The sequence below is a fragment of the Rhodanobacter denitrificans genome (assembly GCF_003335105.1).
In the GTDB taxonomy this organism is placed as follows: domain Bacteria; phylum Pseudomonadota; class Gammaproteobacteria; order Xanthomonadales; family Rhodanobacteraceae; genus Rhodanobacter; species Rhodanobacter denitrificans_A.
Genome location: NZ_QFWQ01000007.1, coordinates 1 through 12,605, shown reverse-complemented (window position 1 = coordinate 12,605; position 12,605 = coordinate 1). Strand labels below are relative to the sequence as shown.

The following is a 12,605-nucleotide window of genomic DNA, read 5'->3' as shown; positions in this document are numbered from 1 at the left end:
ACGGAGGCGCGGCTTACAGCAGCGGAACCAGCAGCAACGCCACGATGTTGATGATCTTGATCAGCGGGTTCACCGCGGGGCCGGCGGTGTCCTTGTACGGATCGCCCACGGTGTCGCCGGTGACCGCGGCCTTGTGCGCCTCGGAACCCTTGCCGCCGTGATGACCGTCCTCGATGTACTTCTTCGCGTTGTCCCAGGCGCCACCGCCGGTGGTCATCGAGATCGCCACGAACAGGCCGGTGACGATGGTGCCGATCAACACGCCGCCGAGCGCCCTCGGCCCCAGCAGCAGGCCGACCACGATCGGCACCGCGACCGGCAGCAGCGACGGCGCGATCATCTCGCGGATCGCCGAGCGGGTCAGCATGTCCACCGCACGCGAATACTCAGGCTTGGCGGTGCCCTGCATGATGCCCGGGATGTCGCGGAACTGCCGGCGCACTTCCTCCACTACCGCGCCGGCGGCGCGGCCCACGGCCTCCATCGCCATCGCGCCGAACAGGTAGGGAACCAGGCCGCCGATCAGCAGGCCGATGATCACCATGTGGTCGGACAGGTCGAAGGTGAACACGTCACCGGGATGCGCCGCCTGCAGGTTGTGCGTGTAGTCGGCGAACAACACCAGCGCGGCCAGCGCGGCCGAGCCGATCGCGTAACCCTTGGTCACCGCCTTGGTGGTGTTGCCCACCGCATCGAGCGGATCGGTGACGCCGCGCACTTCCGGCGGCAGGTCCGCCATCTCGGCGATGCCGCCGGCGTTGTCGGTGATCGGGCCGTAGGCGTCCAGCGCCACCACCATGCCGGCCATCGACAGCATCGCGGTAGCGGCGATCGCGATGCCGTACAGGCCACCGAGGCCATAGGCGCCCCAGATCGCCGCGCAGATCACCACCACCGGCATCGCGGTGGATTTCATCGACACCCCCAGGCCGGCGATGATGTTGGTGCCGTGGCCAGTGGTGGACGCCGCGGCGATGTGCTGCACCGGAGCGTATTGCGTGCCGGTGTAGAACTCGGTGATCCAGACGATCGCGCCGGTCAGCGCCAGGCCGATCAGCGAGCACACCCACAGGTTCATCGCGCCGTGGCCGAAACCGGGCATCAGCTGCATGGTGATCGGTAGGAACGCGGCGCCGGCGAGCACTGCCGAGACGAACACGCCCTTGTACAGCGCGCCCATGATCGAGCCATCTTCCTTCGCCTTGACGAACAGCGTGCCGATGATCGAGGCGACGATCGACACGCCGCCCAGCAGCAGCGGATACAGCACCGCGTTGGGACCGACTTCACCGGCCATCAGGCCGCCCAGCAGCATGGTGGCGATCACCGTCACCGCGTAGGTCTCGAACAGGTCGGCGGCCATGCCGGCGCAGTCGCCCACGTTGTCGCCCACGTTGTCGGCGATCACCGCCGGGTTGCGCGGGTCGTCCTCGGGAATGCCGGCCTCGACCTTGCCGACCAGGTCGGCGCCGACGTCGGCGCCCTTGGTGAAGATGCCGCCGCCCAGGCGCGCGAAGATCGAGATCAGCGAGCTGCCGAACGCCAGGCCGACCAGCGCATGCAACGCCGTCTCGCCGCCGATGCCCATGCGATCGAGTATCAGCCAGTAGCCGGCCACGCCGAGCAGGGCCAGCCCCACCACCAGCATGCCGGTGATCGCGCCGCCGCGGAACGCCACGTCTATCGCCGCGCGGAGGCCGCGCCGCGCCGCCTCGGCGGTACGCACGTTGGCGCGCACCGACACATTCATGCCGATGTAGCCGGCCGCGCCGGACAGGATCGCGCCGATCAGGAAGCCGACCGCGGTCGCCCAGGTGAGGAAGAAGCCGATCAGCAGCAACAGCACCACGCCGACCAGGCCGATGGTGGTGTACTGGCGATTGAGGTAGGCGCGTGCGCCTTCCTGGATGGCAGCGGCAATTTCCTGCATCCGCTCGTTGCCCGGCGATTGCGCCAGGATCCAGCGCGCGGAGAACGCGCCATACAGAACCGCCACCACCGCACACGCAACGACGATCCACCAGCCATACTGCTGCAGCATCGGAGCCTCCCCATGGGTTGTATGTGGCCGTCCGGAACGGGCGGTCCCCGGGAGTATAGGCAGACGTGGCGGCGCAAGCCGTTGTGCGGCGCAACGCCGCGGCCCACAACGAAAAGGGCCATGCACGGATGCATGGCCCGGTCGGTTCGTGCCGCAACAGACTCAACGCAGCGCCACGTCCAGGATGATGCCGGTGGCAATCGCGACCAGCAGGTAGTCGTTGTTGGCGCGTACCCAGTGGTAGCCGCGCGGCGGTCGACGCAGGCGGTAATGGCCGTAGTCGCGCACCACGTAGGTCGGGCCGCGGTAGCGGTGGCCGCGTTCCCAGCGATGGTGGCGCACCGGGTAGTAGCGCGGGCCGGCGTAGCGGTGGTCATGGTAGTGACCGCGGTAGCGGTCGCCGTGGTGTCGATGGTCGCGGCGCCCATCGTCATGGCGGCGATCGTGCCCGCGATCGTGGCCATGCCGGCCGTGGTCGCCCGGGCCGGGGCCCGGGGCAGCCAGTGCCAGGCTGCCGGTAGCGAGCAAGGCAAGCACGATGAACAGGCGGGGGATGAATTTCATTTGCAGGTCTCCTCCGTGGAGGGCCGTGGCCGCAGCATGCGACGATCGACCCAGGCAGGTGGATCGTAAGAATATGCGGCTGAACGCAAGCCGATACGACGCCTCCCGGTTTCAGGAGGGGGCGCTCGGCACGTGAAGCGCATCACGCCATCGCTGCGGTTCAGCGCTGGAATGCCGCCAGGCGCTTTGCCACGGCCGTGTTTTTCAGCTGCACGTAGCGCGGCAGGCCGTTCTTGCCATAGGGCAGCGGCGCTTCGCCGCGGATCAGCGGTGCCAGGTAACGGCGTGCGGCTGCGGTGATGCCGAAACCGTCGCGGGTGATGAAGTTCTTCGGCATCTTCTTTTCGCGGTTGGCGATCTTCGCCAGCGCGGCCGGTTCGATCTTCCAGCGATACGGCGTGTCGGACGTGCGCACGATCACCGGCATCACCGCATTCATCCCCGCCAGCGCGTAGTCGACCGCCGCACGGCCCACCGCGTAGGCCTGCTCCGCGTCGACCTTTGAGGCGGCATGCCGCGCCGAGCGCTGCAGATAGTCGGGCAGTGCCCAGTGGTACTTGTAGCCGAGCTTCTCCTTCACCAGCGCCGCCAGCACCGGCGCCACACCGCCCAGTTGGCTGTGGCCGAACGCATCGCGCGTACCCGCTTCGGCGAGGAACTGCCCGGCCGCGTTGCGGACGCCTTCGGAAGCGACCACGGTGCACCAGCCCACCCGTCCGACCGTGGCCTTCACCTTCGCCAGGAACGCAGTCTCGTCGAACGTGTTCTCGGGAAACAGGATGATGTGCGGTGGCGCATCCGCCCCATCGCCAGCGAGACCGGCGGCCGCGGCGATCCAGCCGGCGTGGCGACCCATCACTTCGAGGATGAACACCTTGGTTGAGGTCTCCGCCATCGAGGCCACGTCGAGGCTGGCTTCCAGCGTGGAGATCGCGGTGTATTTCGCCACCGAGCCGAAGCCCGGGCAGCAGTCGGTGACGGCGAGGTCGTTGTCCACCGTTTTCGGCACGCCGATGCAGCGGACATCGTAGCCGAGTGCCTTGCCGATCTGCGACAGCTTCAGCGCGGTGTCGGCCGAGTCGTTGCCGCCGTTGTAGAGGAACCAGCGGATGTCGTGGGCGCGGAACACCTCGATCAGCCGCTCGTACTCGGCGCGGTTCTCGTCCAGTGACTTCAGCTTGTAGCGGCACGAACCGAACGCGCCGCCGGGAGTGTGGCGCAGCGCGGCGATCGCCGTGGCCGGTTCCTTCGAGGTGTCGATCAGCTCCTCGCGCAGTGCGCCGAGGATCCCGTTGCGCGCGGCGTATACCTTCACTCCCTTGCCGCGCGCGGCTTCGATCACGCCGGCGGCGGTGGCGTTGATCACCGCGGTGACGCCGCCGGATTGGGCGTACAGCAGGTTGCCGGTGATGGCGGGCGAACGGCGGCTCGGGCTCATGGGATCCTCGATCGGGCGGTGGAAGCGTGGCAATGGTGCCGGCAAATCTTTTTCTGCAACAAGCACTTGGCCGGTTGCGACGAAGGTCTCTGTTTGACGACATCCGGTGCAGCGGCTAATTTGACGCACAATTCCGTGCATCGGGCGGGCTGTTGCAGTGTGCGGCGGCCCGCCGAACTTGTGGAGCATTATGCGACTCGTCCTACTTGGTGCGCCCGGCTCGGGCAAAGGTACGCAGGCGGCCCGGCTGAAGACGGCGCTGGGCGTTCCGCATATCTCGACCGGCGACATGCTGCGCGCCGCCGTCGCCGCCGGCACTGCGATGGGGCTCAAGGCCAAGGCGGTGATGGACGCCGGCCAGCTGGTTTCCGACGACATCCTGCTCGGCATGCTGGAAGAGCGCCTCGCCCAGGCCGACGCGAAGGCTGGCTTCATCCTCGACGGCTACCCGCGCAACCTGGCCCAGGCCGACGCGCTGGATCACTTGCTGGCCAAGCTCGGCCAGCCGCTGGATGCGGTGGTGAAGCTGGACGTGCCGAACGCGACGATCATCGGGCGCTGCGAAATCCGCTTCAAGGCCGAAGGCCGCGCCGACGACAACCCGGACACCGTGCGCAAGCGCCTGGGCGTCTACGCCGAGCAGACCGCGCCGGTGGCCGATTTCTACGCCAGCCGCGGCAAGCTGCAGGTGGTGGACGGCGTCGGCGAGCTGGCCGAGGTCACCGCACGGATCGAGCGCGCGCTGCAGAACGAAGCCGCCGCCGCAAACGGCTGAGCACACTTCCCGCTCCCTGCAAGGGAATCGCTCACCATGCGCCTGCACATCCTCGGCATCTGCGGCACCTTCATGGGCGGGGTCGCCGCGCTCGCGCGCGAGCTGGGCCACGCGGTCGAAGGTTCCGACGCCAACGTCTATCCGCCGATGAGCACCCAGCTTGAGGCGCTCGGCATCGGCCTGATGAGCGGCTACACCGCCGAGCACCTGCAGCCGGCCCCCGATCTCGTCGTGGTCGGCAACGCGATGACCCGCGGCAACCCGGCCGTCGAGTACATGCTCGATGAGCGTCTTCGCTACATCTCCGGCCCGCAATGGCTGGGCGAGACCGTGCTGGCCGACCGCGACGTGCTGGCCGTGGCCGGCACCCACGGCAAGACCACCACCACCAGCCTGCTTGCGCATCTGCTCGAGAGCGTGGGCATGGCACCGGGCTTCCTGGTTGGCGGGGTGCCGGGCAATTTCGGAGTGTCGGCGCGGCTCGGGCAAGGCAGGCCTTTCGTCATCGAAGCGGACGAATACGACACCGCGTTCTTCGACAAGCGCTCGAAATTCGTGCACTACCGCCCCCGCATCGCGATCCTCAACAACCTCGAATACGACCACGCGGACATCTTCCCCGACGTGGCCGCGATCCAGCGCCAGTTTCATCATCTGGTGCGCACCGTGCCGGGCAACGGCCGGCTGATCGTCAACGCGCATGACGAACGCGTGGCCGAGGTGCTGGCGATGGGCTGCTGGACGCCGGTGGAAAGCTTTGGCATCGGAACCGGTGACTGGCAGGCGGAACTGATCGAGGCCGATGGCAGCGCGTTCAGGGTGACGCGTCACGGCGAAGAAGTGGGCGAGGTGCGTTGGTCGCTGCTCGGCCACCACAGCGTGATGAACGCGCTGGCCGCGCTCGCCGCGGCGGCCGCCGCCGGCGCCGATCCACAGGCGCTGCTGCCGGCGTTCGCCGGCTTCGAGAGCGTGAAGCGGCGGATGGAACTGGTCGGCGAGGTGGATGGCGTGCGCGTGTACGACGACTTCGCCCATCACCCCACCGCGATCGCCACCACGCTGGCGGGGCTGCGCGCGAAGGTGGGCGATGCGCGCATCCTGGTGGCGCTGGAGCCGCGTTCCAACTCGATGCGCCAGGGTGCGCACGCCGAGGCGCTGGCGCCGTCCCTGGCCGACGCCGATGCGGTGGTGTTCCTGCATCGCCCCGAACTACCGTGGGACGCCGGCCGCGTAACCGCGGCGCTGGGCGGGCGCGGCACCACGGCGCCGACGGTCGATGCACTGATCGGCGCGTTGCGTGCACAGGCGCGCGCGGGCGACCAGGTGATCTTCATGTCCAACGGCGGTTTCGAGGCGGCGCCGCGCCGTTTCGTGGAGAGCTTGCGGCAGGCCTGATCCGGCCGCTGCAGACCCGGGATGCCGGCTCTGGGTACACTCGTCGCATGGCTGTCCGGTCCCAATCGCCGCTCGTCGAAATGCCGCTGTTTCCGCTGGCATCCGTGCTGTTTCCCGGTGGTCGGCTGCAGCTGCGCATCTTCGAACCGCGCTATCTCGACCTGGTGCGCGAATGCACGCGTCACGGCACCGGCTTCGGCGTGTGCCTGATCCTGCAGGGCCAGGAAACGGGCGAGCCGGCGGTGCCGGCGGCGATCGGCACGATCGCGCGGATCAGCGATTTCCATCGCGACGACGGTGGTCTGCTCGGCATCGTCGCCGAGGGCGGCTCGCGTTTTCGTGTGGCACGCAGCCGGGCGCGGTCCGACGGCCTGCTGCGCGGCGACGTGGAGGTCTGGCCGGACGAGCCGAAGCAGCCGGTGCCGGTGGAGTTCGCCCTGCTGCAGACCATCCTGGAGCGGTTGATCGAGACGATGGCGCCGCAGTGGCGCGATGCGCCGCGCAGCGCCTACGACGATGCCAGCTGGCTGGGCTTCCGGTTGGCCGAGCTGTTGCCGCTGGATGCCGGCGAGCAGCAGCACATGCTCGAACTGGATGATCCGGTGCAGCGGCTGGCCCAGTTGCGCGACATCCTGCCGCGCTTCCAGAAACCGTGAGCCCGACGGGTTCTACACTGGGCACATTATTCGACGGAGCGACGTGCATGGCCGACCTTGCCGGCAAGACCCTGTTCATCAGCGGTGCCTCGCGTGGCATCGGCCTGGCGATCGCGCTGCGCGCCGCGCGCGACGGCGCCAACATCGTGATCGCGGCCAAGAGCGGCGTGCCGAACCCGAAGCTGCCCGGCACCATTCATAGCGCAGCGGCAGCGGTCGAGGCGGCCGGCGGCAAGGCGCTGGCGCTGCAGGTAGACATCCGCGAGGAGGCCCAGGTGGTGGCCGCCGCGGCGCAGGCGGCCGACCGTTTCGGCGGCATCGACATCGTGGTCAACAACGCCAGCGCGATCTGGCTCGCCGGTACCGAAGGCACGCCGATGAAGCGCTTCGACCTGATGCAGCAGGTCAACACCCGCGGTACCTTCCTGGTCACCCAGGCCTGCCTGCCGTACCTGAAGAAAGCGGCCAATCCACATGTGCTGATGCTGTCGCCGCCACCGAGCCTTGACCCGAAATGGTTCGCGCCGCACACCGCCTACACCATCGCCAAGATGGGCATGAGCCTGTGCGTGCTGGGCATGAGCCCGGAATTCGCGCCGCTGGGCATTGCGGTGAATGCGCTGTGGCCGCGCACGGTGATCGCCACCGCGGCGATCAGCATGATCGACGGCGTGAAGGCCGAGCATTGCCGCAAGCCGGAGATCGTGGCCGATGCCGCCCACGCCATCCTGACCCGTCCGGCGCGTGGCTACACCGGCCATTTCGCGATCGACGAGGAGATCCTGCGCGAGGCCGGCGTCAGCGACTTCGACGGCTATGCCGTGCAGCCGGGCGCGGCCTTGCTGCCGGATCTCTTCCTGGACTGAAATCGGCCGTGCAATTGCCGGAATCAGGTTCTAGCATGCGCGCCACCCATCCCCTTTCACGCACGCCGGAACATCGATGACCCGCTCCGATTCCTCCACCGAGGCCCTGACTTCGCTCGGCAAACATTACTGGCTGCCGGTGTACAAGCCGCGCGAGCTGGTGCTCGACCACGGCAGGGGCGCGCGGGTGTGGGATACCGAGGGGCGTGACTACGTGGATTTCGGCGCCGGCATCGCGGTGAACGCGCTCGGCCACCAGGATCCGGACCTGCTCGCCGCGCTGACCGCGCAGGCGCACAAGCTCTGGCACAGCAGCAATGTGTTCTACACCGAGCCGCCGCTGCGGCTGGCGGAAGAGCTGGTGCAGGCTTCGGGTTTCGCCGAGCGGGTGTTCCTGTGCAACTCTGGCGCCGAGGCGAACGAGGCGGCGATCAAGCTGGTGCGCAAGTGGGCGGCGGCGCAGGGCCGGGCGCCGGAACGGCGCGTCATCATCACCTTCAAGGGTTCGTTCCACGGCCGCACGCTGGCCACCGTCACCGCCACCGCGCAGCCGAAGTACCAGCAGGGCTACGAGCCGCTGCCGGCGGGTTTCCGCTACCTCGATTTCAACGACGCGCAGGCGCTTGAGGCGGCCTTCGTCGCTGGTGATGTCGCTGCGGTGATGCTGGAGCCGGTGCAGGGCGAGGGCGGCGTGCTGCCCGCCGCGCCGGGCTTCCTCGAGCGCGTGCGCGAGCTGTGCGACCGACATAATGCGCTGCTGGTGCTGGACGAGATCCAGTGCGGCATGGGCCGCACCGGTACGCTGTTCGCGCATGCTCACGAGAATGTCAGGCCGGATATCGTGACCCTGGCCAAGGCGCTCGGCTGCGGCTTCCCGATCGGCGCGATGCTGGCTGGCCCCAGGGTGGCCGAGGTGATGCAGTACGGCGCGCACGGCACCACTTTCGGCGGCAACCCGATGGCCGCGGCGGTGGCGCGCGTCGCGCTGGCCAAGCTGTCCTCGCCGGCGGTGCTGATGAACGTGGAGCGGCAGGCGAACGACCTGCGCGTGGGGCTCGCGCGCATCAACCATGAGCTGCAAGTGTTCGCCGAGGTGCGCGGCCGTGGCTTGATGATCGGCGCGGTGCTGGCCGAGGCGCACAAGGGCAAGGCCGGCGCGATCCTCGACCACGCCGCCGCGCATGGCTTGCTGCTGTTGCAGGCGGGGCCGGACGTGCTGCGCTTCGTGCCGCCGTTGACCATCACCGACGAGGAGCTCGCCGACGGCCTCGGGCGCCTGCACGCGGCGTTGAGCGATTTTGCGGCAGGCTGAAGCCGGACGATCAGGAGCATCCCGATGAAATACCTGCACACCATGGTGCGCGTGCGCGACCTCGACGTTTCGCTGCGTTTCTATGTCGAAGGCCTCGGCCTGCGCGAAGTGCGCCGCAAGGAGGTGCCGGAGGGCAAGTACACGCTGGTGTTCCTGGCTGCGCCGGACAGCCCCGAGGCCGAGATCGAGCTCACCTGGAACTGGGGTTCGACCGAGGACTATGGCAGTGCCCGCAACTTCGGCCACCTCGCGTTCCGCGTCGAGGACATCTACGCCACCTGCGCGCGCCTGCAGGCGATCGGTTGCACCATCCACCGGCCCCCGCGTGACGGCCACATGGCCTTCGTGCGCTCGCCCGACCTGATCTCGATCGAGCTGCTACAGGAAGGCCACCTGCCGCCGCGCGAGCCGTGGGCGTCGATGCCGAACACCGGCAGCTGGTGAATCAGCCCTTCGCGTCGCGCAGGGCGCCGCGCGCGGCTTCCAGCGTGTCGGCGATGTCCTGGTCGCTGTGCGCGCTGGACAGAAAGCCGGCTTCGAACGCCGAGGGCGCCAGGTACACGCCGCGCTTCAGCATGCCGTGGAAGAAGCGGTTGAACAGCGCCGTATCCGCCGCCGTGGCCTGCGCGTAGCTCTGCACTTTTTCGGCGTGGAAGAACAACCCGAACATGCCGCCGACGCGGTTGGTGCTGAACGCGATGCCTTCGCCGTCGGCGACGGACTGGAAGCCGTCGCAGAGGAGGCGCGTGCGGGCGGCCAGTTTGTCGTGGAAACCTGGCGCCTGGATCAGCTCCAGCATCGCCAGGCCTGCCGCCATCGCCACCGGGTTGCCGGAGAGTGTGCCGGCCTGGTAGATCGGTCCGCTCGGCGCGATCTGCTCCATCAGCTCGCGGCGGCCGCCGTAGGCACCCACCGGCATGCCGCCGCCGATGATCTTGCCGAACGTGGTGAGGTCCGGCATCACGCCGTAATGCGCCTGCGCGCCGCCAAGCGCCACGCGGAAACCGGTCATCACCTCGTCGAAGATCAGCAGCGCGCCCGATTGCGTGCACAGTTCGCGCAGGCCCTGCAGGTAGCCGTCCACCGGCGGGATGCAATTCATGTTGCCGGCGACCGGCTCGATGATCAGGCCGGCGATCTCGCTGCCGTGTTCGGCGAACAGCGCCTGCGCGGCGGCGAGGTCGTTGTAGGGCAGGGTGAGCGTGAGGTCGGCATTCGCCTTCGGCACGCCCGGCGAGGTTGGCACGCCGAAGGTCAGCGCGCCGGAGCCGGCCTTGACCAGGAAGCTGTCGCCATGGCCGTGGTAGCAGCCCTCGAACTTCACGATCTTGCTGCGGCCGGTGGCGCCGCGCGCGAGGCGGATCGCCGACATCGTCGCCTCGGTGCCGGAGTTCACCATGCGTACCATCTCGACCGAGGGGATCAGCCGGATGATCGTCTCGGCCATGGTGACTTCGGCCGGGCAGGGCGTGCCGAACGAGAGGCCGTTTTTCACCGCGCGCTCCACCGCCTCGCGCACGGCGGGGTGGTTGTGGCCGACGATCATCGGCCCCCACGAGCCCACGTAGTCGATGTAGCGGGTGCCTTCCACATCCCACAGATACGCGCCATCCGCCCGCGCGGTGAAGAAGGGTTCGCCGCCGACCGACTTGAATGCGCGCACCGGCGAGTTCACGCCGCCGGGCATCAGCTTCTGGGCGCGCTGGAAGAGTTCGTGGTTGCTCATCGTGCGGATTCTCGATCGGAGGGATACAGGTCGGCGAAGCGCCGCGCGGCGGCGCGCACATCGGCGGCGGCGAATACGGCGGAAATCACCGCCAGGTAGTCCGCACCCGCCTCGACCAGCGAGGCGCCATTGTCCGGCGTGATCCCGCCGATCGCCACCCGCGGCACGCCCAGCGCGGCGCTTTGCCTCAGCAGTTCGAGCGGCGCGCGCGGCGCCAGCGGCTTTGTCGGGGAGGGGAAGAACGCGCCGAACGCGACATAGCTCGCGCCGGCGCGGGCCGCCGCCTGCGCGCGCTGCAGCGAGTCGTAGCACGATACGCCGATGATCGCGTGCTCGCCGAGCGCTGCGCGGGCGCTGGCGGGATCGTCGTCTTCCCGACCCAGGTGCACGCCGTCCGCGCCCACTGCGCGGGCCAGCGCGATATCGTCGTTGATGATCAGCGGCACGCCGTGGCCGCGGCACAGTTGCAGCAACGCGATCGCCTCGGCGTGGCGTCGTTCCGCGTCAGCGCTCTTGTCGCGATACTGCAGCAGCCGCACGCCGCCGGCCAGCGCCTGCGCGACCGCGGCCAGAAGATCGGCGCGCGGCCCGTCGGTGATCGCATACAGGCCGTGGCCGGAATGGGCGGTGGGCATGTTCAAGGCATGATCTCTGGGTTGGTGAAGCGGGCGATGATGATCCATGCTTTCGCAATGTCTGGCGAGTTGCGAGAATGGGCAATTCCGTTGCGATCCGAAGAAGCCCGATCATGAGCCAGAGTTCCACCGAAACCGCTGCCTTGCGTAAATGGATGTGCGTCGTCTGCGGTTACATCTACGACGAAGCCGCGGGCGTGCCCGACGAGGGGATTCCCGCCGGCACCCGCTGGGCGGACGTGCCCGATACCTGGACCTGTCCGGACTGCGGCGCCACCAAGGCCGATTTCGAGATGATCGAGATCGACTGAACGCCTGTTTCTGCCAGCAAACGGCCCGATCCCGTCAGTGTATTGGCCGGGCCGCCTGTTCTGATGCTCCTGCGCCCCCTTCGCGTGGCGCGTCATGCGAGGAACATCGCCATGCAACAGTTCATTCCGTTCGAAGACAACTGGGACATCCTGGAGACCCTGCGTCCCGAGGCCTTGATTCCCTACCGGGTCGGCATGCTGGATGCGGGTAGTGCTTCCGTTCAGCGCACCGCGCCGATTTCTCCGTCGATCTTCAGTTCGTCGCCGTGCCGCGCGCCGATGCGCTGCGCGGTGCCCGCGGACAGTTCCAGCACGTAGCGCGCGGGCGCATCGCTCGGGTAGGTCGCGCAGGGATCCGCCTTGCACGGCGGCAAGCCCGACTGCATCGAGACGAGCCGGCGATCCGTGTCGAAATACAGGATATCCAAGGGCATCAGCGTGTTCTTCATCCAGAACGCCTGCGGCGCTGTGTAGGGAAACACGAATAGCATGCCGTGGTCGGGTGCCAGCGTGGTGCGCATCATCAGGCCATGCTGGCGACTGGCGTCGTCGGTGGCGAGCTCCACCGAGAAACGCTGTCCGTGCAGCACAACAGCGATTCCTGCGTGCGGAGCGGGAATGCTGCGGGAACATCCGGCCAGCAGCAGAAGCAGCGGGACAAGCCATCTTTTCATCGCGGCACGTGTCGCAGTTTTGGGAACGTTGTGCAGTGTAGCGCTGCGATCGGTTGCGCTTTTCACGCGCAGAGCGCGTTTGCCCCTTCCCAGATGCTTCACTCGGCGCTATGATTCTCGCCCCTTCGACGAGACGCCCTCTCGAGAGGGTTTCTGCAACATCCCTCGCTGAAAAATTTCTTCGCTGCGGATGTTGACGGACGTAAAAAGCG

At 68.1% G+C, this 12,605-nt stretch carries 13 protein-coding genes; 7 read left to right on the top strand and 6 right to left on the bottom strand.

Going from position 1 to position 12,605, the window contains the following annotated elements; genetic code table 11:
- Positions 1-13: 13 nt before the first annotated feature.
- From DEO45_RS11895 to DEO45_RS11885, 3 genes are all read right to left on the bottom strand, one after another.
- On the bottom strand, positions 14-2,041 hold the full coding sequence (locus tag DEO45_RS11895) for a sodium-translocating pyrophosphatase (RefSeq protein WP_114343913.1): 2,028 nt from the start codon (positions 2,039-2,041) through the stop codon (positions 14-16).
- A gap of 162 nt (positions 2,042-2,203) precedes the next feature.
- Positions 2,204-2,605, bottom strand: coding sequence for an RcnB family protein (locus DEO45_RS11890; RefSeq protein ID WP_114343911.1), 402 nt, complete (start codon positions 2,603-2,605; stop codon positions 2,204-2,206).
- Positions 2,606-2,765: 160 nt separating this feature from the next.
- Complete coding sequence (locus DEO45_RS11885) at positions 2,766-4,043, bottom strand: 6-phosphofructokinase (RefSeq protein WP_114343909.1); 1,278 nt, start codon at positions 4,041-4,043, stop codon at positions 2,766-2,768.
- A 190-nt stretch (positions 4,044-4,233) separates the two neighbouring features.
- Between DEO45_RS11885 and DEO45_RS11880 the strand changes: the two genes are divergently transcribed.
- The 6 genes from DEO45_RS11880 (at position 4,234) to DEO45_RS11855 (ending at position 9,491) form a co-directional block, all read left to right on the top strand.
- Positions 4,234-4,818: an adenylate kinase gene (locus tag DEO45_RS11880; RefSeq protein ID WP_114343907.1), complete on the top strand. Its 585-nt coding sequence runs from the start codon at positions 4,234-4,236 to the stop codon at positions 4,816-4,818.
- Positions 4,819-4,854: 36 nt separating this feature from the next.
- Positions 4,855-6,213 (top strand): UDP-N-acetylmuramate:L-alanyl-gamma-D-glutamyl-meso-diaminopimelate ligase, encoded by a 1,359-nt coding sequence (mpl, locus tag DEO45_RS11875; protein ID WP_114343905.1) that lies wholly within the window; start codon positions 4,855-4,857, stop codon positions 6,211-6,213.
- A gap of 47 nt (positions 6,214-6,260) precedes the next feature.
- On the top strand, positions 6,261-6,869 hold the full coding sequence (locus tag DEO45_RS11870) for an LON peptidase substrate-binding domain-containing protein (RefSeq protein ID WP_114343903.1): 609 nt from the start codon (positions 6,261-6,263) through the stop codon (positions 6,867-6,869).
- Positions 6,870-6,916: 47 nt separating this feature from the next.
- Positions 6,917-7,735, top strand: coding sequence for an SDR family oxidoreductase (locus tag DEO45_RS11865; protein ID WP_114343893.1), 819 nt, complete (start codon positions 6,917-6,919; stop codon positions 7,733-7,735).
- A gap of 76 nt (positions 7,736-7,811) precedes the next feature.
- On the top strand, positions 7,812-9,047 hold the full coding sequence (locus DEO45_RS11860) for an acetylornithine transaminase (RefSeq protein WP_114343891.1): 1,236 nt from the start codon (positions 7,812-7,814) through the stop codon (positions 9,045-9,047).
- A 24-nt stretch (positions 9,048-9,071) separates the two neighbouring features.
- Positions 9,072-9,491, top strand: a complete 420-nt coding sequence (locus tag DEO45_RS11855) for a VOC family protein (protein ID WP_114343889.1) — start codon at positions 9,072-9,074, stop codon at positions 9,489-9,491.
- Between the two features lies 1 nt (position 9,492).
- Here the strand turns inward: DEO45_RS11855 and hemL are convergent, their stop codons facing one another.
- Entirely contained in the window at positions 9,493-10,773 is a 1,281-nt protein-coding gene (hemL, locus tag DEO45_RS11850; RefSeq protein WP_114343886.1) for a glutamate-1-semialdehyde 2,1-aminomutase, read from the bottom strand.
- Positions 10,770-11,408 carry a thiamine phosphate synthase gene (gene thiE, locus DEO45_RS11845; RefSeq protein WP_114344388.1) on the bottom strand — a complete coding sequence of 213 codons (639 nt, stop codon included), beginning with the start codon at positions 11,406-11,408 and terminating at the stop codon, positions 10,770-10,772. Before thiE ends, hemL begins: the two co-directional genes overlap by 4 nt.
- Positions 11,409-11,521: 113 nt before the next feature.
- On the opposite strand from thiE, the gene DEO45_RS11840 reads away from it, so the two are divergent.
- Positions 11,522-11,719 (top strand): rubredoxin, encoded by a 198-nt coding sequence (locus DEO45_RS11840; protein ID WP_114343884.1) that lies wholly within the window; start codon positions 11,522-11,524, stop codon positions 11,717-11,719.
- 221 nt (positions 11,720-11,940) lie between these two features.
- On the opposite strand, the gene DEO45_RS11835 is transcribed toward DEO45_RS11840, so the two are convergent.
- The gene (locus tag DEO45_RS11835; RefSeq protein ID WP_189339750.1) at positions 11,941-12,393 is read right to left on the bottom strand and encodes a DUF192 domain-containing protein; all 453 of its coding nucleotides are present in this window, start codon (positions 12,391-12,393) and stop codon (positions 11,941-11,943) included.
- Between the last annotated feature and the right edge of the window lie 212 nt (positions 12,394-12,605).

What these genes read in the sequence shown, in the direction of transcription:
- DEO45_RS11870 (WP_114343903.1), top strand. Translation starts at nt 6,261, where the DNA reads ATGGCTGTCCGGTCCCAATCGCCGCTCGTCGAAATGCCGCTGTTTCCG.
- hemL (WP_114343886.1), bottom strand. Translation starts at nt 10,773, where the DNA reads ATGAGCAACCACGAACTCTTCCAGCGCGCCCAGAAGCTGATGCCCGGC.
- DEO45_RS11865 (WP_114343893.1), top strand. Translation starts at nt 6,917, where the DNA reads ATGGCCGACCTTGCCGGCAAGACCCTGTTCATCAGCGGTGCCTCGCGT.
- DEO45_RS11835 (WP_189339750.1), bottom strand. Translation starts at nt 12,393, where the DNA reads ATGAAAAGATGGCTTGTCCCGCTGCTTCTGCTGCTGGCCGGATGTTCC.
- DEO45_RS11895 (WP_114343913.1), bottom strand. Translation starts at nt 2,041, where the DNA reads ATGCTGCAGCAGTATGGCTGGTGGATCGTCGTTGCGTGTGCGGTGGTG.
- DEO45_RS11860 (WP_114343891.1), top strand. Translation starts at nt 7,812, where the DNA reads ATGACCCGCTCCGATTCCTCCACCGAGGCCCTGACTTCGCTCGGCAAA.
- DEO45_RS11885 (WP_114343909.1), bottom strand. Translation starts at nt 4,043, where the DNA reads ATGAGCCCGAGCCGCCGTTCGCCCGCCATCACCGGCAACCTGCTGTAC.
- DEO45_RS11890 (WP_114343911.1), bottom strand. Translation starts at nt 2,605, where the DNA reads ATGAAATTCATCCCCCGCCTGTTCATCGTGCTTGCCTTGCTCGCTACC.
- thiE (WP_114344388.1), bottom strand. Translation starts at nt 11,408, where the DNA reads ATGCCCACCGCCCATTCCGGCCACGGCCTGTATGCGATCACCGACGGG.
- mpl (WP_114343905.1), top strand. Translation starts at nt 4,855, where the DNA reads ATGCGCCTGCACATCCTCGGCATCTGCGGCACCTTCATGGGCGGGGTC.
- DEO45_RS11855 (WP_114343889.1), top strand. Translation starts at nt 9,072, where the DNA reads ATGAAATACCTGCACACCATGGTGCGCGTGCGCGACCTCGACGTTTCG.
- DEO45_RS11880 (WP_114343907.1), top strand. Translation starts at nt 4,234, where the DNA reads ATGCGACTCGTCCTACTTGGTGCGCCCGGCTCGGGCAAAGGTACGCAG.
- DEO45_RS11840 (WP_114343884.1), top strand. Translation starts at nt 11,522, where the DNA reads ATGAGCCAGAGTTCCACCGAAACCGCTGCCTTGCGTAAATGGATGTGC.